This window comes from Microbacterium sp. P5_E9 (assembly GCF_054049175.1).
Genome location: NZ_JBFUMV010000002.1, coordinates 427,881 through 449,212 on the forward strand (window position 1 = coordinate 427,881; position 21,332 = coordinate 449,212).

General features: G+C 69.4%; 19 protein-coding genes and 1 tRNA gene. 14 read left to right on the top strand and 6 right to left on the bottom strand.

The annotated features are described in order from the left end of the window. The first annotated feature begins 4 nt into the window (after positions 1-4). The 4 genes from ACXJ3V_RS05350 to ACXJ3V_RS05365 all read left to right on the top strand — a co-directional run bounded on the left by ACXJ3V_RS05350 (position 5) and on the right by ACXJ3V_RS05365 (position 5,115). Positions 5-2,164, top strand: coding sequence for a DNA polymerase III subunit gamma and tau (locus ACXJ3V_RS05350; RefSeq protein WP_457099224.1), 2,160 nt, complete (start codon positions 5-7; stop codon positions 2,162-2,164). Positions 2,165-2,167: 3 nt separating this feature from the next. Beyond that, a complete protein-coding gene (recR, locus tag ACXJ3V_RS05355; RefSeq protein ID WP_457099225.1) occupies positions 2,168-2,761 on the top strand; it encodes a recombination mediator RecR in 594 nt (197 codons plus the stop codon). Beyond that, on the top strand, positions 2,761-3,687 hold the full coding sequence (locus tag ACXJ3V_RS05360) for a DMT family transporter (protein WP_457099226.1): 927 nt from the start codon (positions 2,761-2,763) through the stop codon (positions 3,685-3,687). The genes recR and ACXJ3V_RS05360 overlap by 1 nt, the downstream gene beginning before the upstream one ends. Before the next feature lie 141 nt (positions 3,688-3,828). Beyond that, the gene (locus ACXJ3V_RS05365) at positions 3,829-5,115 is read left to right on the top strand and encodes an aspartate kinase (protein ID WP_457099425.1); all 1,287 of its coding nucleotides are present in this window, start codon (positions 3,829-3,831) and stop codon (positions 5,113-5,115) included. Here the strand turns inward: ACXJ3V_RS05365 and coaBC are convergent. After that, a complete protein-coding gene (coaBC, locus tag ACXJ3V_RS05370; protein ID WP_457099227.1) occupies positions 5,112-6,323 on the bottom strand; it encodes a bifunctional phosphopantothenoylcysteine decarboxylase/phosphopantothenate--cysteine ligase CoaBC in 1,212 nt (403 codons plus the stop codon). The genes ACXJ3V_RS05365 and coaBC overlap by 4 nt on opposite strands. A gap of 71 nt (positions 6,324-6,394) precedes the next feature. Here coaBC and ACXJ3V_RS05375 point away from each other — a divergent pair, with 71 nt between their 5' ends. Genes ACXJ3V_RS05375 through ACXJ3V_RS05400 form a run of 6 tightly spaced genes read left to right on the top strand, consistent with a single transcriptional unit; the run spans position 6,395 to position 12,900 of the window. Continuing rightward, positions 6,395-7,126 (top strand): NRDE family protein, encoded by a 732-nt coding sequence (locus ACXJ3V_RS05375; RefSeq protein ID WP_457099228.1) that lies wholly within the window; start codon positions 6,395-6,397, stop codon positions 7,124-7,126. A 40-nt stretch (positions 7,127-7,166) separates the two neighbouring features. Continuing rightward, positions 7,167-8,255: an aspartate-semialdehyde dehydrogenase gene (locus ACXJ3V_RS05380; RefSeq protein WP_457099229.1), complete on the top strand. Its 1,089-nt coding sequence runs from the start codon at positions 7,167-7,169 to the stop codon at positions 8,253-8,255. A gap of 53 nt (positions 8,256-8,308) precedes the next feature. Beyond that, positions 8,309-9,781, top strand: a complete 1,473-nt coding sequence (locus ACXJ3V_RS05385) for a malate:quinone oxidoreductase (RefSeq protein WP_457099230.1) — start codon at positions 8,309-8,311, stop codon at positions 9,779-9,781. 33 nt (positions 9,782-9,814) lie between these two features. Then, the gene (locus ACXJ3V_RS05390) at positions 9,815-11,809 is read left to right on the top strand and encodes a DUF2207 domain-containing protein (protein ID WP_457099231.1); all 1,995 of its coding nucleotides are present in this window, start codon (positions 9,815-9,817) and stop codon (positions 11,807-11,809) included. Next, positions 11,806-12,243 carry a pyrimidine dimer DNA glycosylase/endonuclease V gene (locus ACXJ3V_RS05395; RefSeq protein ID WP_457099232.1) on the top strand — a complete coding sequence of 146 codons (438 nt, stop codon included), beginning with the start codon at positions 11,806-11,808 and terminating at the stop codon, positions 12,241-12,243. Before ACXJ3V_RS05390 ends, ACXJ3V_RS05395 begins: the two co-directional genes overlap by 4 nt. A gap of 9 nt (positions 12,244-12,252) precedes the next feature. Beyond that, complete coding sequence (locus ACXJ3V_RS05400; RefSeq protein WP_457099233.1) at positions 12,253-12,900, top strand: thymidine kinase; 648 nt, start codon at positions 12,253-12,255, stop codon at positions 12,898-12,900. Between the two features lie 12 nt (positions 12,901-12,912). Here ACXJ3V_RS05400 and ACXJ3V_RS05405 read toward each other — a convergent pair whose 3' ends face one another. Continuing rightward, positions 12,913-13,755 (bottom strand): DUF1295 domain-containing protein, encoded by an 843-nt coding sequence (locus ACXJ3V_RS05405; protein WP_457099234.1) that lies wholly within the window; start codon positions 13,753-13,755, stop codon positions 12,913-12,915. A 91-nt stretch (positions 13,756-13,846) separates the two neighbouring features. Here ACXJ3V_RS05405 and ACXJ3V_RS05410 point away from each other — a divergent pair, with 91 nt between their 5' ends. Beyond that, entirely contained in the window at positions 13,847-14,581 is a 735-nt protein-coding gene (locus ACXJ3V_RS05410; protein WP_457099235.1) for a FadR/GntR family transcriptional regulator, read from the top strand. A gap of 14 nt (positions 14,582-14,595) precedes the next feature. Further along, on the top strand, positions 14,596-15,879 hold the full coding sequence (locus ACXJ3V_RS05415) for an alpha-hydroxy acid oxidase (protein ID WP_457099236.1): 1,284 nt from the start codon (positions 14,596-14,598) through the stop codon (positions 15,877-15,879). 74 nt (positions 15,880-15,953) lie between these two features. Here the strand turns inward: ACXJ3V_RS05415 and ACXJ3V_RS05420 are convergent, their stop codons facing one another. From ACXJ3V_RS05420 to ACXJ3V_RS05435, 4 genes are all read right to left on the bottom strand, one after another. Continuing rightward, on the bottom strand, positions 15,954-16,718 hold the full coding sequence (locus ACXJ3V_RS05420) for an HAD-IIB family hydrolase (protein WP_457099237.1): 765 nt from the start codon (positions 16,716-16,718) through the stop codon (positions 15,954-15,956). Between the two features lie 60 nt (positions 16,719-16,778). Next, positions 16,779-16,852, bottom strand: a tRNA-Pro gene (locus ACXJ3V_RS05425). 65 nt (positions 16,853-16,917) lie between these two features. Then, entirely contained in the window at positions 16,918-17,850 is a 933-nt protein-coding gene (locus tag ACXJ3V_RS05430) for a metallophosphoesterase (RefSeq protein WP_457099238.1), read from the bottom strand. Further along, positions 17,850-20,483 carry a transglycosylase domain-containing protein gene (locus ACXJ3V_RS05435; RefSeq protein ID WP_457099239.1) on the bottom strand — a complete coding sequence of 878 codons (2,634 nt, stop codon included), beginning with the start codon at positions 20,481-20,483 and terminating at the stop codon, positions 17,850-17,852. Before ACXJ3V_RS05435 ends, ACXJ3V_RS05430 begins: the two co-directional genes overlap by 1 nt. Positions 20,484-20,617: 134 nt before the next feature. Between ACXJ3V_RS05435 and ACXJ3V_RS05440 the strand changes: the two genes are divergently transcribed. Together ACXJ3V_RS05440 and ACXJ3V_RS05445 are read left to right on the top strand one after the other, a co-directional pair. Further along, complete coding sequence (locus ACXJ3V_RS05440) at positions 20,618-20,833, top strand: hypothetical protein (protein WP_457099240.1); 216 nt, start codon at positions 20,618-20,620, stop codon at positions 20,831-20,833. Between the two features lie 4 nt (positions 20,834-20,837). Then, positions 20,838-21,305, top strand: a complete 468-nt coding sequence (locus ACXJ3V_RS05445; RefSeq protein WP_457099241.1) for a RidA family protein — start codon at positions 20,838-20,840, stop codon at positions 21,303-21,305. Positions 21,306-21,332: the final 27 nt, after the last annotated feature.

The window sequence follows — 21,332 nt, forward strand, 5'->3', positions numbered from 1 at the left end:
AGCGGTGACCACCGCCCTGTACCGCCGCTACCGTCCCGAGGCGTTCGGCGAGATGATCGGGCAGTCCCAGGTCACCGAGCCGCTCATGACGGCGCTGCGCGGCGACCGGGTCGGGCACGCCTATCTCTTCTCGGGGCCCCGCGGCTGCGGCAAGACGACGTCGGCGCGCATTCTCGCCCGCTGCCTCAACTGCGCCAAGGGACCGACCGACACCCCGTGCGGCGAGTGCGACAGCTGCGTCGAGCTCGGTCGCGGCGGCGGCGGGTCGCTCGACGTCGTCGAGATCGACGCCGCGAGCCACAACGGCGTCGACGATGCGCGCGACCTGCGTGAACGCGCGATCTTCGCCCCGGCCCGCGACCGGTTCAAGATCTTCATCCTCGACGAGGCGCACATGGTGACGCCGCAGGGCTTCAACGCCCTGCTCAAGCTCGTCGAAGAGCCGCCCGATCACGTCAAGTTCATCTTCGCCACGACCGAGCCCGAGAAGGTCATCGGCACGATCCGGTCGCGCACCCACCATTACCCGTTCCGGCTCGTCCCGCCCGCGGCCATGCTCGAATACGTGCAGCAGCTCTCGGCGACCGAGGGCGTCACCGTCGAGCCCGGCGTGCTGCCCCTCGTCGTCCGCGCCGGGGGCGGCTCACCCCGCGACACGCTGTCGCTGCTCGATCAGCTCATCGCCGGATCGGACCCCGCCGATGGCGCGGTGCTCGTCCGCTACGAACGCGCCGTCGCGCTGCTCGGCTATACGCACGCCGAGCTGCTCGACGAGGTCGTCGACGCGTTCGCCGCGCGGGATGCCGCGGCCGCCTTCGCCGCGATCGACCGAGTCGTGCAGACCGGTCAAGACCCTCGCCGGTTCGTCGACGATCTGTTGGAGCGCCTGCGCGACCTCATCATCGTGAGCGCGACAGGTCAGGGCGCCGCTGCCGTGCTGCGCGGCAGCTCGGAGGAGGAGCTGGCCCGCATGGCGCGCCAGGCCGATGCCTTCGGCGCCGCCGCGCTCTCCCGCACGGCCGACCTCGTCATCACCGCGCTCGATGAGATGACCGGTGCCACCTCGCCCCGCCTGCAGCTCGAACTGCTCGTGGCCCGCGTGCTCGCCCAGGGTGCCGCGGTCGCAGCACCGGCCGTGGTCGCGGCCGCCGCGCCCCCGGTCGTTGAGCGAGCAGGCCTTTCCCCGGTCGTTGAGCGAGCGAAGCGAGACGAAACGCCTGCGGCTGCCGGCCCGCCTCCCGCCACCGAGAGCGCGGGTCCTCCGCCGGTTGCCGACCGAGCGAAGCCGGACGAAGCGGCAGCCCCCATGCCGAGCGGCCCCATCACCCTGCCGCAGCTCCGCGCGGCCTGGCCGGAGGTGCTCGGTCGCCTCGAGAAGATCAGCCGTTCGTCGTGGCTGCTCGCTGCTGCAGCCCAGCCCGTCCAGCTGAGCGGCGACGTGCTCACCCTCACCTTCCAGAGCCAGAGCGACGTCGCGAAGTTCAAGCAGCTTTCGGCAGGGGCAGGGCCCAGCGAAGACCTGCGCACCGCGATCCAGGCAGTGCTCGGCATCCGGGTGAAGTACATCGCCAAGCACGATGTCGTGCCCCCTGACGACGGGCCGCCGCCCCCGCCGGACGCGCCGGAATCGCCGCCGTCGTCATCCGGGCCGCCTTCGGAACCCCCCGCCGCCAAACGACCGCCCGCGCGTGGCGCCGCACCGGCACGCGCGTCAGCGGCGCCGGTCACCGAATGGGCGGTCGCGTCGATTCCCGGCGCGGAGTCCCCAGCCGGGTTCGCCTCGGCGTCGATCGACGCCGCGCGCGGCGCCTCCGCGTCGGTGGCGCAGTTCGCGGTCGATGACGAGCCGGAAGACGCCGCCACCGTGGGTGCGCGGCTGCGCACGGTGACGCTTGACCCGGTCCGCGAAGGCGACGTGCTGCCCGACAACGTCGTGACCGCGTCGATCGAGCGCGACGAGGACGACGACGAGACGGCAGGCACAGCACCCGTCGACCTTCCGGTGCCGCCGGCCATCGCACCCCCGCGCGCGGCGCCCCCGGTCGAACCTGCACGCGGTGCCCACGGTCGCGGCCCGCGCTACGGCGAGGCGGTGGTGCGACAGGTGCTGGGCGCCACCTTCGTGCGCGAAGAGCCCTACGAGCCGCCCACGAGGTTCAGCTAGGCCATGTACGACGGCATCGTCCAAGACCTCATCGACGAGTTCGGCCGCCTTCCCGGCATCGGCCCGAAATCCGCGCAGCGCATCACGTTCCACATCCTCCAGACGCCGTCCTTCGACGTGTCGCGTCTCGCTGTGCTGCTGAGCGAGGTCCGCGAGAAGGTGCGGTTCTGCGAGGTGTGCGGCAATGTGTCCGAGCAGGATCGGTGCTCGATCTGCCGTGACCCGCGCCGCAACCCTGCGCTGATCTGCGTGGTGGAGGACGCGAAGGATGTCGCCGCCATCGAGCGCACCCGCGAGTTCCGCGGGCTGTATCACGTCCTCGGCGGTGCGATCAGTCCGATCGCCGGGATCGGGCCGGAAGACCTGCGGATCACCCAGCTCATGCAGCGTCTCGCCGACGGTACCGTGCAGGAGGTCATCCTCGCGACGAACCCGAACCTCGAGGGCGAGGCCACCGCGACCTACCTCAGCCGCCTGCTGCACACGATCGAGATCAGTGTGACCCGCCTCGCATCTGGGCTGCCGGTGGGCGGCGACCTCGAGTACGCCGACGAAGTGACGCTCGGCCGGGCCTTCGAGGGGCGCCGGTCGATCTGATGGCCGCTCCGACCGTGCAGCGTTTCGACGCGCGCGCCTGGACGCTGTTCGCGGCCATGGCGGTGCTGTGGGGCATCCCGTACCTGTTCATCAAGGAGGCCGTGGACTCCTACTCGCCGGCCGCGGTGGTTGCCGGGCGGACGCTGCTCGGCGGGCTCCTGCTGCTGCCCTTCGCCCTGCGCCAGCGGGCCCTCCGCCCCGCTCTGCGCAAGATCGGGTGGGTGCTCGCGTTCGGTGCGATCGAGATGGCGGGGCCGTTCCTGCTGCTCGGGCATGCCGAGCAGACCCTCCCATCGGGGCTGACCGGCCTCCTCGTCGCCACCGTTCCACTGTTCGCCGCGATCATCGCCTTCACCGGCGGCGATCGCAGTGTGCTGAAGCCCGCCCGTGCGATCGGGCTCGCGATCGGCTTCGCCGGTGTGGCGGTGATCGTCGCAGGCCCTGGTCTCGCGGTGCAGGGCGGTGCCGGGCTCATCGCCGTCGGCGAAGTGCTTCTCGTCGCGATCTGCTACGCCACGGCGCCGTTCATCGTCGCCCACCGGCTCGACGACGTGCCGTCGCTCGGCACCGTGACGCTGTCGCTCTTCGCGGTCGGGCTGTTCTATCTGCCGATCGCGCTGCTGACTCAGCACGAGGTGCCGACCGCGCGCAGCACGGTGTCGCTCGTCGCGCTGGCCGTCCTGTGCACCGCGATCGCCTTCGTCGTCTTCTTCGCGCTCATCGCGCGGGTGGGGCCCGTGCGCGCTCCGCTGTTCACCTACGTCAACCCGATCGTCGCGATCATCCTGGGGAGCATCATCCTCGGCGAGGAGATCACGCTCGGACTGCTGATCGGCTTCCCGCTCGTGGTCGCAGGCTGCTGGCTGGCGGCGACCGGCGGCAGGGTGCGCGCGCTTCCGGCTCCGACGTCGAGCGGCTCCTCGTAGCAGTCGAGGGCGCCGCGCCAGCGGTCACATGGCGAGTTGCCGAGTGACCGCGAACGTAAGATGGACGACTGGGCGCGGCATCCGTTCGCGGCCCGTCACCACACGCATGCCGCCGCCGCGGCATCTCCGGGGAGTTCCAACGTGGCGCTGATCGTCCAGAAGTACGGCGGGTCCTCCGTCGCCGACGCGGAGAGCATCAAGCGGGTCGCCAAGCGCGTCGTCGACGCGCGCCGCGCCGGCCATGAAGTCGTCGTCGCCGTGAGCGCCATGGGTGACACCACCGACGAGCTGCTCGACCTCGCGGCGCAGGTCGCCCCGATCCCGGCGCCGCGCGAGCTCGACATGCTGCTCTCCAGCGGCGAGCGCATCTCGATGGCGCTGCTGGCGATGGCGATCCACTCGATGGGATTCGAGGCGCGCTCGTTCACCGGCAGCCAGGCCGGCATGATCACGGATGCCACGCACGGCGCCGCCCGGATCGTCGATGTCACCCCGGTGCGACTGCGCGAAGCGCTCGATGAGGGCGCGATCGTGATCGTCGCCGGCTTCCAGGGATTCAACCGCGACACCCGCGACATCACGACCCTCGGACGCGGCGGTTCGGACACGACAGCCGTCGCGCTCGCCGCGGCGCTCAACGCCGATGTCTGCGAGATCTACAGCGACGTCGACGGCATCTTCACCGCCGATCCCCGCGTTGTGCCGAAGGCGAAGAAGCTCGGCGTCGTCTCGTCCGAGGAGATGCTCGAACTTGCGGCGAACGGGGCGAAGGTGCTGTACATCCGCGCCGTCGAGTACGCCCGCCGTCATGGCGTGCTCATCCACGCCCGATCCACGTTCAGTTCGAGCGTGGGAACCTACGTGCTCGGTGCGGGCATGACCCTGCCGGACAGCCAAAAGGGAGCAGAGATGGAAGAGCCGATCGTCGCGGGCGTCGCGACCGATCTCGGACAGGCCAAGATCACGGTGATCGGCGTGCCCGACGTGCCGGGCAAGGCCGCTGAGATCTTCAAGATCGTCGCCAAGTCCGGTGCGAACGTCGACATGATCGTGCAGAACGTGTCAGCGGCGGCCACCGGCCGCACCGACATCTCCTTCACACTCCCCAAGGGCGACGCCACCCTGGCGCTCAAGGCGCTGGCCGGCGATCAGGCCGAGGTCGGCTTCGAGAACCTGGTGCACGACGACCAGATCGGCAAGCTCTCGGTCGTCGGGGCCGGGATGCGCACCCACTCCGGCGTCTCGGCGACCCTCTTCGAGGCGCTCAGCATCGCCGGGATCAACATCGAGATGATCTCGACCTCCGAGATCCGCATTTCGGTCGTCGTGCGCGGCGACGACCTCGCTGCGGCGGCGCGCGTGGTGCACACCGCCTACGGCCTCGACGGCGAAACCGACGCGGTCATCCACGCCGGCAGCGGCCGCTAGGACTCCCGGCTCACCCGCAAGGCGTCCCACACCGCGTCGGCCACCTGCCGCTTCGTGCCCGCGGCCTCCGCGGCCACGGCGTCGTCGGCATCGATGACCAGCACGTGGTTGTCGGCGGCCTCGAACCCCTTGGCCCACCCGACCTCGTTGACGACGAGAAGGTCGACGCCCTTGCGGCGCCGCTTGCGGCGCGCCCGATCGAGCAGATCATCGGCATCCGCCGGCGTCTCGGCGGCGAACCCGACGATGGTCTGGCCCGGGGCGCGGTCCGTGACCAGCCCGGCCAGGATGTCGTCGTTCTGCACGAGTTCGAGCGTCTGCAGCGGCCCGTCCTCCTTGCTGAGCTTGTGGTCGGACACGTTCGCGACCCGGTAGTCGGCGACCGCGGCGACCATGACGACGATGTCCGCGGCGGATGCCGCCTCGCCCACGGCGGCGCCGAGTTCGGCGGCGGTTCCGACGCGCACGATCGTCACCCGGGGATGGACGGATGCCGCGCCCAGCGCGGACTCGTCGACATGTGCGGCGACGAGCACGACGTCGGCGCCGCGGTCGGCGGCGGCCACGGCGACCTCCGCGCCCTGACGGCCGCTCGACCGGTTGCCGATGTAGCGCACGGGGTCGATCGGCTCGCGGGTCCCGCCTGTGGACACGACGACGTGGAGCCCCGCGAGGTCGCCGCCCTCGGTGGCGACTGCGAGCGCGAACGCGGCGATCTCGTCGGGCTCCGACATCCGTCCGGGTCCGCTGTCGCCGCCGGTGAGGGGGCCGTCGGCCGGTCCCACCACTCGCACCCCGCGGCCGCGGAGGGTCTCGATGTTCGCGACGGTGGCGGGATGCCGCCACATCTCGGTGTGCATCGCGGGCGCGACGACGACGGGCGCGCTGGTGGCCAGCAGGGTCGTGCCGAGCAGGTCGTCGGCGAGACCTGCGGCCATCGACGCGAGGGTGTTGGCCGTCGCCGGTGCGACGATGACGAGATCCGCGGCACGGCCGAGCGCGACGTGGCGCACCTCGGCGACGTCCTCGTGCACGCTGGTCGTGACCGGGTTGCGGCTGATCGCCTCCCAGGTCGTCAGCCCGACGAACTTCAATGCGTCCTGCGTGGGGATGACGTGCACATCGTGGCCATCCAGCACCAGGATCCGGACGAGCTGGACCGTCTTGTAGGCGGCGATCCCGCCCGTCACACCGACTACGATGAACATTCCTCGATCCTCCCACGCACCGCTTTCCATCTGGCCGGCTCTGCGCGCACCACTCCGGAGAGCGGATACCGATGTGCACCGTCATCGTCCATGTGCCCGAGAGCGCTGACCAGCCCACTCGCGTGCTGGCCGTGCGCGACGAAGACCCCGCGCGGCCCTGGCAGCCGCCCGGCGCGTGGTGGCCCGATACCTACCCCGCCGTCGTCGGCGTACGCGACGTGCGCGCCGGGGGAGCGTGGCTGGCCGCGAGCGCCGAGGCGCGCCGGCTCGCGGTGCTGCTCAATCGCGCCGAGCTGGCCGCCGTCGAGGGCGACGAGCTGCAGTCGCGCGGGGGCGTCGTGCTCGAGGCTGTGGCTGGGCGATCGCCCGGCGACAGCCCGCCCACGCACGGCTTCAATCTCGTCGAGGTCGAAGGCTCGCGCACGCGCGTGACCACGTGGGACGGCGTGGAGGTGCGCACCACCGACCTCCCACCCGGAACACACATGATCGCGCACGAGGGCGTCGACGACGCCGCGACTCCGCGGATCGCCCAGTGGCTCGCCGCTTTCGCCGAGCAGCGGACGGATGCCGGTGACCCGGCGGAGTGGTTCGCCCCCTGGCTCGAACTGCTCGAGGCGTCCACCGCGCTTCCCGCGACCGATGATCGCGCAATCGTCCGCGACAACCGCCCGCATGGGTTCCCGACCTTGTCGCTGCTGGTGTGCGTCGCCACGGTCGGTCCCGATGGTGTCGACCTCGCGTCGGGGGCGTTCGACGAGCCCGGCCGCTGGAACACGCTCACCCTCAGACAGCCCCGGTAGACTCGGGGGTCTCCATCCCCGCACCCTGAGGACGTTCGTCATGACCCGCATCTCCGAATCCGGACTCTCCGTCGCCGTCGTGGGCGCCACTGGCCAGGTCGGCACCGTCATGCGCGAGATTCTCGCCGAGCGGGCCTTCCCCATCGGCGAGCTCCGACTGTTCGCGACGGCGCGGTCCGCCGGGACGACGGTCGAATTCGCCGGACAGCAGGTCGTGATCGAGGATGTCGAGACCGCCGATCCCGCCGGGATCGACATCGCGCTGTTCTCTGCCGGTGCGACCGGCAGTCGCGCGCACGCACCGCGGTTCGCCGCGGCCGGCGCGCTCGTGATCGACAACTCCAGCGCCTGGCGCATGGACCCCGACGTGCCTCTCGTCGTCAGCGAGGTCAACCCGCACGCGATCGACGAGGCGCGCAAGGGCATCGTCGCGAACCCGAACTGCACGACCATGGCCGCGATGCCCGTGCTCAAGGTCCTGCATGCCGAGGCTGGCCTCGAGCGCCTCATCGTCAGCACCTACCAGGCGGTCAGCGGCTCCGGCATCGCCGGCGCTCAGGAGCTCCTCGGCCAGGTCGAGGGCGTGCTCGCCCAGGGCGACACCCTCCGTCTCGTGCACGACGGCTCCGCGATCGACTTCCCGGCGCCGGAGAAGTACGTCGCGCCCATCGCCTTCGACGTCATCCCGTTCGCCGGCAATCTCGTCGAGGACGGCCTGAACGAGACCGACGAGGAGAAGAAGCTCCGCAACGAGAGCCGCAAGATCCTCGAGCTTCCCGACCTCCGCGTGGCAGGCACCTGCGTGCGCGTGCCCGTGTTCACCGGTCACTCGCTGTCGATCCACGCCGAGTTCGCCCGTGACATCACCCCAGAGCGCGCCCGCCAACTGCTCGCGGCAGCGCCCGGTGTCGCCCTCGAAGAGGTCCCCACCCCGCTGCAGGCGGCCGGCAAGGACCCGAGCTTCGTGGGCCGCATCCGTGCCGACCAGTCCGCCCCAGAAGGCAAGGGCCTCGTGCTGTTCATCAGCAACGACAACCTGCGCAAGGGCGCCGCGCTCAACGCCGTGCAGATCGCCGAGGTCGTCGCGGCTCGGTCCCTGAGCTTGTCGAAGGGTGGCGTCACCGCCTGAGCGCGGGTCCGCGCGGGACTCGGGGGCGCCCGGCTGAGCCATAGAATCGAATGATGACCGAGACTGTCGACGTTGTCCTGATCGGTGGCGGCATCATGAGCGCCACCCTGGGAACCCTCCTTTCCGAACTCCAGCCGGACTGGAAGATCACGGTCATCGAGCGTCTCGGCGATGTGGGCCTCGAGAGTTCCAACGCCTGGAACAACGCGGGCACCGGTCACGCGGCGCTGTGCGAGCTGAACTACATGCCGGAAGGCCCCGACGGGACCGTCGACCCGGCCAAGGCGATCTCGATCAACGAACAGTTCCAGCAGAGCCGCCAGTTCTGGGCGTCGCTCGTGGAGGCGGGCGTGCTCGACGCGCCGAAGACCTTCATCAACACGACCCCGCACATGACCTTCGTGCGCGGCGAGAAGGACGTCGATTACCTGCGCAAGCGCTACGAGGCGCTCAAGACCGAGCCGCTGTTCGCCGGCATCCAGTTCAGCGATGACTCTCGGGTCATCAACACCTGGGCGCCGCTGCTCATGAAGAAGCGCCGCGCTGGCGAGCCGTTCGCGGCCACCCGCGTTCCGGCGGGGACGGATGTCGATTTCGGCGCCCTGACCCACCAGCTGTTCGACAACCTGCGCAACCGAGGAGTCGACGTCGTCCTCAACCGCGAGGTGCGCCGGCTCAAGAAGCAGTCCGACGGCACCTGGCGGCTCAGCTGGCGCAACACGATCGGCCGCACCCCTGGTGACATCAAGGCTCGCTTCGTCTTCGTCGGCGCGGGCGGCTGGGCACTCAAGCTCCTGCAGCGCTCCGGCATCCCCGAGATCTCGGGCTACGGCGTGTTCCCGATCGGCGGGCAGTTCCTCAAGACCAGCGATCCGGCGCTCGTCGCCCAGCACAAGGCCAAGGTGTACTCGCAGGCGTCGGTCGGCGCTCCGCCGATGTCGGTGCCGCACCTGGACACGCGCGTGGTCGACGGCCAGGCGTCGCTGCTGTTCGGACCGTTCGCGACCTTCAGTCCGAAGTTCCTCAAGAACGGATCGCCGCTGGATCTGGTGACCCAGGTGCGCCCGGGCAACCTCTGGCCGATGACCAAGGTGGCATGGGACAACCCCGGCCTGATCAAGTACCTCGTCAGCGAGCTGCTGAAGAACCACGCCAAGAAGGTCGACAGCCTCCGCACGTTCGTGCCGACCGCGCGGGACGAGGACTGGGAGCTCATCCAGGCCGGCCAGCGCGCGCAGGTCATGAAGAAGGACCCGGAGAAGGGCGGCGTGCTGCAGTTCGGCACCGAGGTGGTCACCGCCGAGGACGGCACGATCGCAGGGCTTCTCGGCGCCTCGCCCGGCGCCTCGACGGCCGTCTCGATCATGCTCTCGCTGCTCGGCACCTGCTTCCCCGACCGGATCGAAGGCTGGGAGCCGCGACTGCGCGAGCTCATCCCGAGCTACGGCGAGAAGCTCAACCCGCAGCCCGAGGTCGCCGAGGAGTCGCTCAGCGAGACGGCGGCGACGCTCGCCCTCACCGCATAGCGGCTGGATCGCTCCCGCCCCTAGTCTGGGCGGATGGGGCTCCGGACGATCGCGCGCGCGGTCGCGCTCGCGTGTGCGCTAGGGCTTGGAGCGGGTCTTGTGGCGACGCCGGCCGCGGCATCCGTTCCGCAGGATACCCGCAGCCCCGCCCACGCGCCGATGGGGGTCGACGACTTCAGCTACGACTCCTTCGACGGGGAGTACTGGCTCGTGCGGGGTCCGGGCGGTGCCAGCCACCTCTTCGTGACCGAGACGCTCGTGGCGAAGTTCCCCGACGCCGATCAGAACAAGGGGATCGTCCGCTGGCTGCCCAAGGCCGACTCGGGCATCGCGCACGCCACCGAGATCGTCTCGGTGACCGGGGCGAACGGGGCGCCGGTGCCGTGGTGGTTCGAGGAGGACGACGACTACGTCTACGTCCTCACCGGTGACGACACGTATGTGCACGGACCCCAGACGTACGTGATCTCGTACTGGATGGACGAGGTCGTGCTGCGCTACGCCGACACCACCGAGGCCGACGAGTTCTACTGGGATACCATCGGCACCGACCACGCGCAGCCGTTCCAGCGGGTGACGGCGAAGGTGCACATCGCCGGGGATGCCGCGGCCGGCCTGCTCCCCGGGCGCGCCTTCTGCTACACCGGGCCGGAGGGATCGACGGATCGGTGCGAGCTCAGCGGACCCGCCGAGGGGGGCGAGTGGCCGATGCCGGTCGTGGCCTGGATGGCGGGCCGCGGCCTCGCCGAGCCGCCGGCGTCGGGTGTCACCTTCACGGCGACCGACACCGATCTCGGCCCGGATGAGAACGTGACGGTCGCGCTCGGCTTCGAGCTGGGCACGTTCGCCGCGCCGACCCCGCCGCCTCCGCCGCCGTACCCGTGGTGGGAGTGGATCCTGCCTGGGCTCGGCCTGTTCGCCGGGATCGGCGGGCTCATCTACCTGCTGGTCATGAAGGCGGTGCTGCGGCGCAATCCCGACGACTCGCCGATCATCGTGCAGTACACCCCACCTGTCGACGAGTCCCCGACCCTCTCGGCCGGCGTGCTCGATGTGCCCGCCCGCGCGTTCGCCGCCCATGTCGTCGACCTCGCGGTGCGCGACAAGGTCGAGATCACGGCATCCGGGGATCGTCAGGATGTCGCCGACTTCGATGTCGTGCTGCGCGACCTCGAGGGTCTGCAGCACGACGACCTGCGCATCGTCACGACGATCTTCGGCAAGGACGCCAAGCGCGGCGACATCGTCGACCTCGGCAGCTTCTCGCGCAAGCCGCCGGTGCGCGCGGTTACCTATGTGCGCCGCATCGTGGACTTCACCATCCAGCGCGGGTACCGCAGCGCGGTGCCGAACTGGGTGGTCGCGATGCGCGGGGCGTTCGCGATTGTCGGAATCGTCGTCGCGTTCCTGCTGCTGTTCTTCCTCGACTCCGTGCCCTCGGTGCTGCTGGACCTCGGCGCGTGGGGCGGATGGATCAACGTCCTCGCGATCGTCAGCGGCTTCGCCGCGTTCTTCATCCTGCCGTTGGTGGGGCTGCCCAAGACCACGCTGACGCTGGCGGGCGGCATCCACCGCACCTACCTGGACGGCATCCGCGACTACCTCCGGCTCGCCGAGGAGGAGCGCCTGCGCGCCGCACAGTCCCCGGAGACGGCCGATCTCGTCTCCGGCGGCCACCGGACGTATGGCGATGCCCCGAACGCGCCGGGCGCCGATGTCGTGAACCTCTACGAGCGCCTGCTGCCCTATGCCGTCCTCTACGGCCTCGAGAAGGACTGGGTGAAGGTGCTGCACGCCGCGCAGCCGCAGATCGAAGCCGGCCGGCTGGCGCTGCTCAACTCGATTTCGACCGATTCGCTGTCGGATGCCTCGTCATCGATCGGGCACCTCGCCGCCACTCCCGTGTCCCGCGCGGGGTCGAGCGGCTCGTCGAGCTCGTCCTCGAGCAGCTGGTCGTCCTCAGGCGGATCCAGCGGCGGCGGCTTCTCCGGCGGCGGTGGCGGCGGAGGAGGCTTCGGCGGCCGATGAGACTCTGGTCGCTGCACCCGTCGATCCTCGACCGCGCTGCGCTGGTCGCGTGCTGGCGCGAGGGCCTGCTCGCGCAGAAGGTGCTGGCCGGGGGGACGCGCGGCTACACCCGTCACCCGCAGCTGGAGCGCTTCCGCGCCACGGCGGAGCCCGCCGACGCCATCGGCCACTTCCTGGGCGCCCTGCGCGCCGAGGCGACGGCACGCGGCTATCGCTTCGACGGCTCGCTCATCGGGCGGACGGATGCCGCGTCGCCGTGCATCCCGGTCACCGATGGCCAGCTCGCCCTCGAGCTGGCGCACCTGCGCGCGAAGGTCGCACTCCGCGACGCCGCCTGGCTGCCGCGGATTCCGGCGGTGGCGCTCGCTGCGCCGACGTTCGTGTTGGTCCACGGCGGGGTGGAGCCGTGGGAGCGCGCTTCGACAGCCCCCTAGACTCGCTGGGTGGGCAAGCTCTACTTCCGCTACGGGGCGATGAACTCCGGCAAGTCGACGGCACTGCTGCAAGCGGCCTACAACTACGAGGAGCGCGGCCAGCACGTGCTGCTGGCCAAGCCGGAGATCGACACCAAAGGCGCCGATGAGATCTCCAGCCGCCTCGGCGTGAGCCGTCCGGTCGACTTCCTGATCGGCCCCGGCGCGGGCGTGCGCGCGCTGTTCGCGCAGGAGCGCGCACGGGTGCAGCGCGATGCCGCGGCATCCCTCGTTCCCGAGTCCGACGACCACCCGGTCGACGTCGCCTGCCTGCTGATCGACGAGGCGCAGTTCCTCACCCGCGAGCAGGTCGATGACCTCCTTCGGATCGCCGTGCTCGACGGCGTCCCCGTGCTCGCGTACGGCATCCGCACCGACTTCCAGACCCAGGCGTTCCCCGGTTCGCGGCGCCTGCTCGAACTCGCGCACAGCCTGGAAGAGCTCAAGACGATCTGCCGGTGCGGGCGAAAGGCGATCTTCAACGCGCGGCTCGTCGGCGGTCGGTTCGTGTTCGACGGCGATCAGGTCGCCATCGACGAGCTGTCCACCGAGCGGGTCACCTACGAGTCGATGTGCGCGGAGTGCTATCTGCGCGAGTCAGGCGGCCGACTCGGCTGAGCCGGTCGGGCCTCAGGCGGTCGCCTCGGCTTCACGCCGACGGCGGGGGAGCGGGATGAGCATCGATGTCGCGCGCTGGTAGTCCCGATAGCCGGGGTACTTCGCCGAGGTGATCGACTCGGTGAAGATGGTCGATCCGATGAACAGCAGGGTGAGCAGGGCCGCGCCGGCGATCGTCCAGTTGATCGCCCCACCCCACACGCCGAGTCCGGATGCCGCGGCCGCGGTGGCGCCGAGGGCATAGAACGCCCACCACTGGGCCTGCTCGAAGAAGAAGTTGGGGTGGCGGCTGTACGCGAAGAGCCCGGACGTCGCGAATCCCGGCTCGAGCTGTCCGCCGGCCGCGCGCTTGGCCTGATGGAACCTCCACTGCTGCTGGTCGGCCACGAACTCGCCGAACAGGAAGCCCGCGAAGAGCACCGCGAACGCGGCATCCCAACCAGTGAACGGCACGGGATTCTGCCATGCGATGAGAGCCGGCAATGAGATCAGGACGAGAAGGGCGTTCTGGTAAAGGACGATGAAGAAGAGGTTGAAGAGCTGGAACTGCCAGGGCTTCATGCGCCCGCGCAGGACCGCCCAGCGGTAGTCCTCGACGCCGCTGTAGCCGCCCTTGCGGGCGAAGTTGAAGGTCAGCCGCACGCCCCACGCAGTCACGAGGACGGCCATGACGACCAGGCGCGTGGCGTTCGCACCGTCGACGAGGGCCGATGCCGCGAAGATCCACACGTAGACGACGGGGACGATCGACCAGATCCGGTCCACCCAGGATGTGTCCTTCGTGATCAGCGACGCGACCCAGCAGAAGGCGCTGACGACCGCCGCGGCGATGAGGACGAGGGCGAGGGGATCCATAGCAACAGCGTAGGTCCCGGGGCGGTGGGGTTGCGAGGTCTGACCACAGCGTGTAGTGTGACCGGACCACACCTGTGACAGAGGAGCCCCCGTGCCCGACAATGCCGCCGCCGCACCAGCAGCACCGGCTCCCGCACGCGCCTGGCGCGTCGTGCTGGAGAAGATCGAGACCGACCTGCTCGAGGGTCGCCTCGGCCCCGGCGACCGACTCCCTCCCGAGCGCGAGCTGTCCACGACCCTGGGCGTCGGCCGATCCAGCGTGCGCGAAGCGCTGCGCGTGCTCGAGGTCATGGGCCTCATCCGCACGGGCACCGGCTCGGGCCCGACCTCCGGCGCCATCATCACCGCCACACCCCGCGGCGGACTGGCCGCCCTCCTGCGCCTGCAGGTCGCCGCCCACGGATTTCCCCTCGAGGACGTCGTCGCGACCCGCCTGCTTTTCGAGGAGTGGATCGTTCGCACGCTGGCCGCAGCCGATGGCCATGATCTGACCGAGGCGCGCGCCGCTGTCGCGGCGATGGACGATCCGAGTCTCACGCCTGGCGAGTTCCTCGCCCTCGACGCGCAGTTCCACCTCGACCTCGCCGATGCGTCGGGAAACGTCGTTGTCGCAGCCTCGATGGGCGGCCTGCGTGCCGCCATCGAGGGCTACGTCCGCGCCGGCGCGGAGAAGGTCGCTGACTGGGACGCCATCGCCGTCACCCTGCGCCACGAGCATCACCGGATCCTCGAGGCCATCGACGCCGGCGATGCAGAAGCAGCCCGCACCCTCGTCCACGATCACATCGTCGGCTACTACGCCGCCACGGGCCTCTCCCGAGGCTGAAGGAAGGATCTCCCATGGTCACTCGACAACTGCCCAAACCGGCCGAGCTGCTCGAACTCATGCAGTTCAAGAAGCCCGAGCTCGACGGCCGTAAGCGCCGGCTCGAGGCGGCCCTCACGATCGCCGACCTGCGTACGATCGCGAAACGGCGCACGCCGAAGGCCGCGTTCGACTATACGGACGGCGCCGCCGAAGGCGAGCTCTCGCTCAGCCGCGCCCGTCAGGCGTTCGAGGACATCGAGTTCCATCCCGGCATCCTCCGCCCGGCCGAGAACGTCGACATGTCCACGACGATCCTCGGCGGCCCGAGCGCGCTGCCGTTCGGCATCGCGCCGACCGGCTTCACCCGGCTGATGCAGACCGAAGGCGAGACCGCCGGCGCGTCCGCGGCCGGGGCGGCCGGCATCCCGTTCACGCTCTCCACGCTCGGCACGACGTCCATCGAAGACGTCAAGAAGGCCAATCCGCACGGGCGCAACTGGTTCCAGCTGTATGTCATGCGCGACCGCGAGATCTCCTACGCGCTCGCCCGACGCGCGGCCGCGGCAGGATTCGACACGCTGCAGTTCACGGTCGACACACCGGTCGCGGGAGCGCGACTGCGCGACAAGCGCAACGGGTTCGCGATCCCACCGCAACTCACGCTCGGCACGATCATCAACGCCATCCCGCGGCCGTGGTGGTGGTACGACTTCCTCACCACCCCCAAGCTCGAATTCGCATCGCTGTCGACCACCGGCGGCACGGTGGGGGAGCTGCTCAACGCGGCGATGGACCCGACGATCAGCTTCGACGACCTCGCCATCATCCGCGACATCTGGCCGGGCAAGATCGTCGTGAAGGGCGTGCAGAACGTCGAGGACTCCAAGCGCCTGATCGACCTGGGCGTCGACGGGATCATCCTCTCCAACCATGGCGGGCGCCAGCTCGACCGTGCGCCGATCCCCTTCCACCTGCTGCCGACCGTCGTGCGCGAGGTCGGCAAGGACGCCACAGTGATGATCGACACGGGCATCATGAACGGCGCGGACATCGTGGCATCCGTCGCCCTCGGCGCGAAGTTCACCCTGATCGGCCGCGCGTACCTCTACGGCCTGATGGCCGGCGGACGCCAGGGTGTGGATCGCACGATCGCGATCCTGCGCAGCGAGATCGAGCGCACCATGAAGCTGCTCGGGGTGTCCTCGCTGGCCGAGCTCGAGCCCAAGCACGTGACGCAGCTCCAGCGGCTGGTGCCGGTCGGTCAGCCGGGTCCTTCGCGGGTCACCCCGCGGCCCCGTTCGGCCGCGCGATCGTGACGCACGCCCGGTGACGGCGAAAGGGTGGATTCACGTCGCGCGTGAATCCACCCTTTCGACGGTTCGGGTCCAGCTCAGCGTTCCGGGAGGGTCGGAATGAGGTTCTCGAGGAACGTGGCGGTGTCCTCCCAGCCCTCGACTGCGTGGCACGCCACGCCCATCGCGAGCACCGGATAGTCATTGCCGTCGGTATCGAGCCGGTCGCCGATGAAGAGCATGTCGTCGAGGGGGATGCCGGTCTGCTCGGCGAGCTGGCGCATGCCGTAGGCCTTGTCGATCCCACGGTGGGTGATGTCGACCGAGGTGGAGCCGCCGGAGCGCACCTCGAGATCGGGGATGCGCGCCGCGACGGCCGAGCGCAGGGCGTTCTTGCGCGCTCCGGTCGGATCCCACGCGGTCTTGGCCGCCAGGGGAGCCGACTGGCCGAGCGCCGAGAAGGTGATCTGGGATCCCCGGTCTTCGAGGATGTCGCCCCAGGTCTCGCTCTCCCAGAGTCCGAGCCCGCGGGCTTCCTCCTCGACAGCGGCGAGCGCGCGCTCCTTCTCGTCTTCGGTCAGCGCGTGCGCGTAGACGGTGGTCACCCCGTCGCCCTGGAGTCGGTAGTACTGCGTCCCGCAGGTCGGCAGCAGGTGCAGGTGCGAGAGCACCTCGGCCGAGGCATCCGGCAGTCTGTCGACCACCTGCTTCTGGAACTGGGCGAGCTGACCTCCCGAGATGACCGCCACCTCGACGTGTTCGGCGAGTGCGATCAGCAGGTCGCCGATGCGCGGGTCGATCGCGCTCTTGGAGGGCGCGAGCGTGTCGTCGAGATCGAAGGCGACAAGGCGGGGTGCCGGCATTCATGCTCCTGTTCCTGGGATGCAAAAGGCTCCACCATTGCTGGTGGAGCCTCTCTGCTGTCGGGGTGACAGGATTTGAACCTGCGGCCTCGTCGTCCCGAACGACGCGCGCTACCAAGCTGCGCCACACCCCGTGGCAACCCTCCAAGTCTACCCGATGAGTGGACCTGCTCCGAACCGTCCGGCCGCGCGGGGCACGTCAGAGTCCGGGGAGAAGGGTGATCAGCGACACCTCGGGCCGGCAGGCGAATCGCACCGGGGCGTAGATCGAGTGGCCGATGCCGGCACTGACGTTCAACGGCACCGTGCGACCACCGTGGGTCCACTCGCTCAGGCCACGTGCCTGCCGGAGCGGGATGTCGCAGTTGGCGACGAGCGCGCCGAAGCCCGGCAGTCGCACCTGTCCGCCGTGGGTGTGACCGGCGAAGATCATGTCGGCGCCGAGGTCGGTGAAGCCGTCCAGCACGCGTCGGTACGGTGCGTGCGTCACGCCGATCTCCAGGTCGGCGGTTCCCTCGCCCCGCAGCTCGTCCAGCGGATCGGGGAGGGCGTCGAGCCGGTCCCAGCCGCGGTGGGCGTCGCTGACCCCGAAGGCGTCGATGCGAAGACCGTCGAGGTCGAGCGTCGCGACGCTGTTGTTGAGGTCGGTCCAGCCGAGGTCCTCCACGAGATAGGCGTCGAGCGCCCGCGTGTCGAGGGGTTCGACGGTCGGGGTCGTCTTGGACGGGCCGGTGAAGTAGAGGAGGGGATTGCGGGGCGACGGAGCCGCGTGGTCGTTCGATCCGTGCACGAACACCCCGGGGATGCCGCGGAGCGGGTCGAACGCGCGCCGGAGGCCCCGCAGCCCCTCCTGATGGCCGAGATTGTCGCCCGTGTTGACGATGAAGTCGGGCTGGAGTTCCGCCAGCGAGGCGATCCAGGCCTGCTTTCGCTCCTGCCAGGGCGCCATATGGGCATCGGACACATGCAGGATGCGGATCGGGGCGGAACCCTCCGGCAGCAGGTGCAGCGCGTGGCGGCGGACCGCGTAGAGGTACCGCTCGATCCCGATGCCCCAGACCGCGGACCCGACGCCGACCGCCCCCACCGCAGCCAGGGCGGTGAGGGCGGAGCGGCCGGCTGTCGTCGGCACTAGCTGCAGTGCTCGCTCTTGTAGTCGACGGTGATCTGGGTGTTCCGGTTCACGACCGTGCCACCGGGCGGGTTGGTGCCCGTCGCGATGCCGTTGCCCTTGGCGGATTTCTCCGCCGTGCACGTTCCTGGTCTGACGTTGGGGAACGTCGTGCTCAGATAGGCGAGCGCCTCGCCGATCGGCTTGCCGGCGACATCCGATGGCACAGTGACACCCTGACCGTTGCTCGGGCTGATCGTGATGGCAGTGCCGCCGGCGGCCTTGCCGGCCCCGGGGTTCTGCGCGACGACGATGCCGGCGCCCTCGCTGGAGTCGACCGGGGCGCCCACGATGACATCGAAGCCGGCCTCATGAAGGACATTCGTGGCCTCCTCGACGGACTTGCCCACGACGTTGGGCAGATCGGTGAGCACGGTCTTCGTCAGGTCGTTGTCGGGCTGCGGGAACTCGGCGCCGCCGTAGGCCGCGTCGGCCGTCCGCTGCATCACCGGAGCGATCTTGTGACGCATCTGGTTGAGCTGGATGCCGTTCGCCCACTGCTTGCTGAGGGATGCGTAGGGGCCCACCGTGTTGCCGACCCAGACTGCCGTGGCGACCTTCGTCGACGACTCGACCATCCAGGTCTGGTCGTCTTCGTTGGTGCCTGTCTTGCCGATCACGGGGGTGCCGTCCCGGGGGTTCGAGACGGCGCCGGTGCCGCTGCCGGTCATGACGCCCTGCAGCACGAACGCCGCGGTGGCTGCGACCTTCGGGTCGAGCACCTGCGTGCACGTCGTCGCCGGGATCGGCAGGTCGACGCCGTCGGCATCGGTGACCCGGTCGATCGCCTTGGGCTGGCAGTAGATGCCGTTCGACGCGACTGTCGCGTAGGCGCCGGCCATGGCGAGCGGGGTGACGAAGTTCGAGCCCACGACAGTGAACAGCGTGTCCATCTTGATGGGCGTGTCGTCGCCCCTGGTCACACCCATCTTCGTCGCGACCTTCTGGATGTCGCACAGATCGAGCTTCTCGGCCATCGCGAAGTAGCCGGTGTTGAGCGAGGCGGCGGTGAACTGCATCGGCGTGCCCACGAAGCCGGCGGTGTTGCGGTAGTTGTTGACCTTCTCGTTCTTGAAATTCACCCAGTCGCCGTCGCACGAATTCGTGACGCGCTTGATGACGCGGGCGTTGCCGTTGAGCACTTCCTTCACGGAGTGGCCCTTTTCGAGCCAGTCGATGAGCGTGAAGAGCTTGAACGTCGAGCCGGCCGAGAAGCCGGTCGAGCTGCCGTACTTCTTGTCGGCCGCGTAGACGAGGGTCTTGAACGCTGGGTCGGAGTCGGTGGTGGCCTGGTCTTCGCTGAACTGCGAGTTCTGCACCATCGAGAGCACGCGTCCGGTCCCGACCTCGACGTTCACCGCCGAGGCGCCGAAATTCATGCCGGCGATCGCGGCCGGCGCGGTCTGGGACATGATGTCCTGGGCGGCGTTCTGCAGCCGGTAGTCGAGCGTCGTATAGATCTTGAGCCCGCCCCGCTGCAGGGCCTTCGTGCGGTCCTCGGGCGTCGCGCCGAAGGCGGGGTCGCTCTTGATGATCTCCTTGACGTACTGGCAGAAGTACTGCGCCGAGGGCGCCGACGCACAGCCGATCTTGGGCTTCGTGATGGCGGGTGCGATCGGCTCGGCGACGGCCGTATCGTGTTGCTCCTGGGTGATCTTGCCGTCGGCGAGCAGACGGTCGAGCACGTAGACCTGACGATCCTTCGTGAGCTTGTAGCCGTCGGCCGCGCTGTTGACCGCCTCCCCGTTGGAATTGGTCGTCGAGCCGTCCGGCTTGTCGAGACGGTAGGCGTTCGGGTTCTGCACCATGCCGGCCAGAGCCGCGGCCTGCCCCACCGTGAGGTCCTTCGCCGCGACGTTGAAGTAGCGGCGTGCGGCGGCATCCACCCCGTAGGTCTGGCCGCCGAAGGCCGCGATGTTGAGATAGCCGAGCAGGATCTCGTTCTTCGAGTACTTCTGCTCGAGGGCGATCGCGTAGCGCATCTCCTGGAGCTTGCGCTGCAGGCCCTCCGTGCCGGTGGACGTCGTCGCCTCGGTGTAGCAGTTCCGAAGTACCTCGTCCTTGGTCTTGACGACGACCGTCTGGCCGTCCTTCTCCTCGGTGACCTCGGTCGCGTTCGATTCGCAGCGCTGGACGAGGATGTTCTTCACGTACTGCTGGCTGATCGACGAGCCACCGCGGGTGTCGTGCCCGCGGACGTTGTCGTAGACGGCGCTGACGGTGCCGACGAGGTCGATGCCGCCGTGCTTGTAGAAGTTCTTGTCCTCACTGGAGAGGATCGCGTCGTACATGACCGGCGAGATCTCGTCGAAGACGACGGGAGAGCGGTTCTGGTCGTAGAACTGGGTGAGCTCGACGTACTCGCCGGTGTCGGGATTCTTCGCATACAGCGTCGTCGGAAGCATGAGCTTCTCGATGTCGAGCACGCTCGGCAGATTGTCGAACATCTCGATGGCGCCGGTTGCGGCGGCGCCGGACACAGCGATGGCGGGCGTGACGGTGGCGGTGATGAGCACGCCTGCGACCGCGCTCAGTCCGATGAGGCCGGCAAAGCCTCCGAGCACGCCGCTAGCAGTCCGTTTCGTATCGGGCATAGGCTTGATCGTAAGGGAGAACCCTGGGCGAACCCTTCATGCGTCGCCGTCCAGGACGTCCGCAATTCTCTCTCATCTGGCCTTTTCTCAAGTGCCGACACGCGACCGACCCCGCGAACGAAACCGGAGCCGCTATGACCACGTGGGAGTATCTGACCACGCCCCTCCTCATCCACAACACCGCTGCGATCCTCAACAACTGGGGAAAGCAGGGCTGGGAGCTGGTGCAGGTCGTGCCGGGGCCCGAAGGCGGGCTGGTGGCATATCTGAAGCGTCCGACCGGCGCCGGAACCGCGAACACGGGTCTCTCTGCCGCGGCCGTGGCCGCAGAGCAGTTCGAAGGGAACTGATCCGATGACGATCTCGCAGAAGCTCGCCGAGCTCGGCATCGCCCTTCCCGATGTCGTGCCGCCCGTGGCCGCCTATGTTCCCGCGAAGGCGCACGGCGACCTCGTCTACACGGCAGGCCAGCTGCCGATGATCTCGGGAGCCCTGCCCGCGACCGGCAAGGTCGGCGAAGGTCCCGGGCTCGTGCCCGCGTCGGACGCCAAGGACTATGCCCGCCAGTGCGCGCTCAACGCCGTCGCCGCGGCGGCGGCCGCGGTCGGCGGGGTGGACCGCCTCACCGGTGTCGTCAAGGTCACCGGGTTCGTGGCATCCGTTCCCGAGTTCACCGGCCAGCCCGGCGTCGTCAACGGCGCCAGCGAGGTGCTCGGCGAGATCTTCGGCGAGGCCGGTCGGCATGCCCGCTCGGCGGTCGGCGTTCCGGTTCTTCCGCTCGACGCCCCCGTCGAGGTCGAGGTCGTCTTTTCGTTCGAGTGACCTGACTCGTCCGCACTGCACGAAAGG

Excerpts from the sequence above, each read along its gene's own strand:
- recR (WP_457099225.1), top strand. The coding sequence starts at position 2,168 with ATGTACGACGGCATCGTCCAAGACCTCATCGACGAGTTCGGCCGCCTT.
- ACXJ3V_RS05360 (WP_457099226.1), top strand. The coding sequence starts at position 2,761 with ATGGCCGCTCCGACCGTGCAGCGTTTCGACGCGCGCGCCTGGACGCTG.
- coaBC (WP_457099227.1), bottom strand. The coding sequence starts at position 6,323 with ATGTTCATCGTAGTCGGTGTGACGGGCGGGATCGCCGCCTACAAGACG.
- ACXJ3V_RS05375 (WP_457099228.1), top strand. The coding sequence starts at position 6,395 with ATGTGCACCGTCATCGTCCATGTGCCCGAGAGCGCTGACCAGCCCACT.
- ACXJ3V_RS05380 (WP_457099229.1), top strand. The coding sequence starts at position 7,167 with ATGACCCGCATCTCCGAATCCGGACTCTCCGTCGCCGTCGTGGGCGCC.
- ACXJ3V_RS05385 (WP_457099230.1), top strand. The coding sequence starts at position 8,309 with ATGACCGAGACTGTCGACGTTGTCCTGATCGGTGGCGGCATCATGAGC.
- ACXJ3V_RS05390 (WP_457099231.1), top strand. The coding sequence starts at position 9,815 with ATGGGGCTCCGGACGATCGCGCGCGCGGTCGCGCTCGCGTGTGCGCTA.
- ACXJ3V_RS05395 (WP_457099232.1), top strand. The coding sequence starts at position 11,806 with ATGAGACTCTGGTCGCTGCACCCGTCGATCCTCGACCGCGCTGCGCTG.
- ACXJ3V_RS05405 (WP_457099234.1), bottom strand. The coding sequence starts at position 13,755 with ATGGATCCCCTCGCCCTCGTCCTCATCGCCGCGGCGGTCGTCAGCGCC.
- ACXJ3V_RS05415 (WP_457099236.1), top strand. The coding sequence starts at position 14,596 with ATGGTCACTCGACAACTGCCCAAACCGGCCGAGCTGCTCGAACTCATG.
- ACXJ3V_RS05420 (WP_457099237.1), bottom strand. The coding sequence starts at position 16,718 with ATGCCGGCACCCCGCCTTGTCGCCTTCGATCTCGACGACACGCTCGCG.
- ACXJ3V_RS05435 (WP_457099239.1), bottom strand. The coding sequence starts at position 20,483 with ATGCCCGATACGAAACGGACTGCTAGCGGCGTGCTCGGAGGCTTTGCC.
- ACXJ3V_RS05440 (WP_457099240.1), top strand. The coding sequence starts at position 20,618 with ATGACCACGTGGGAGTATCTGACCACGCCCCTCCTCATCCACAACACC.
- ACXJ3V_RS05445 (WP_457099241.1), top strand. The coding sequence starts at position 20,838 with ATGACGATCTCGCAGAAGCTCGCCGAGCTCGGCATCGCCCTTCCCGAT.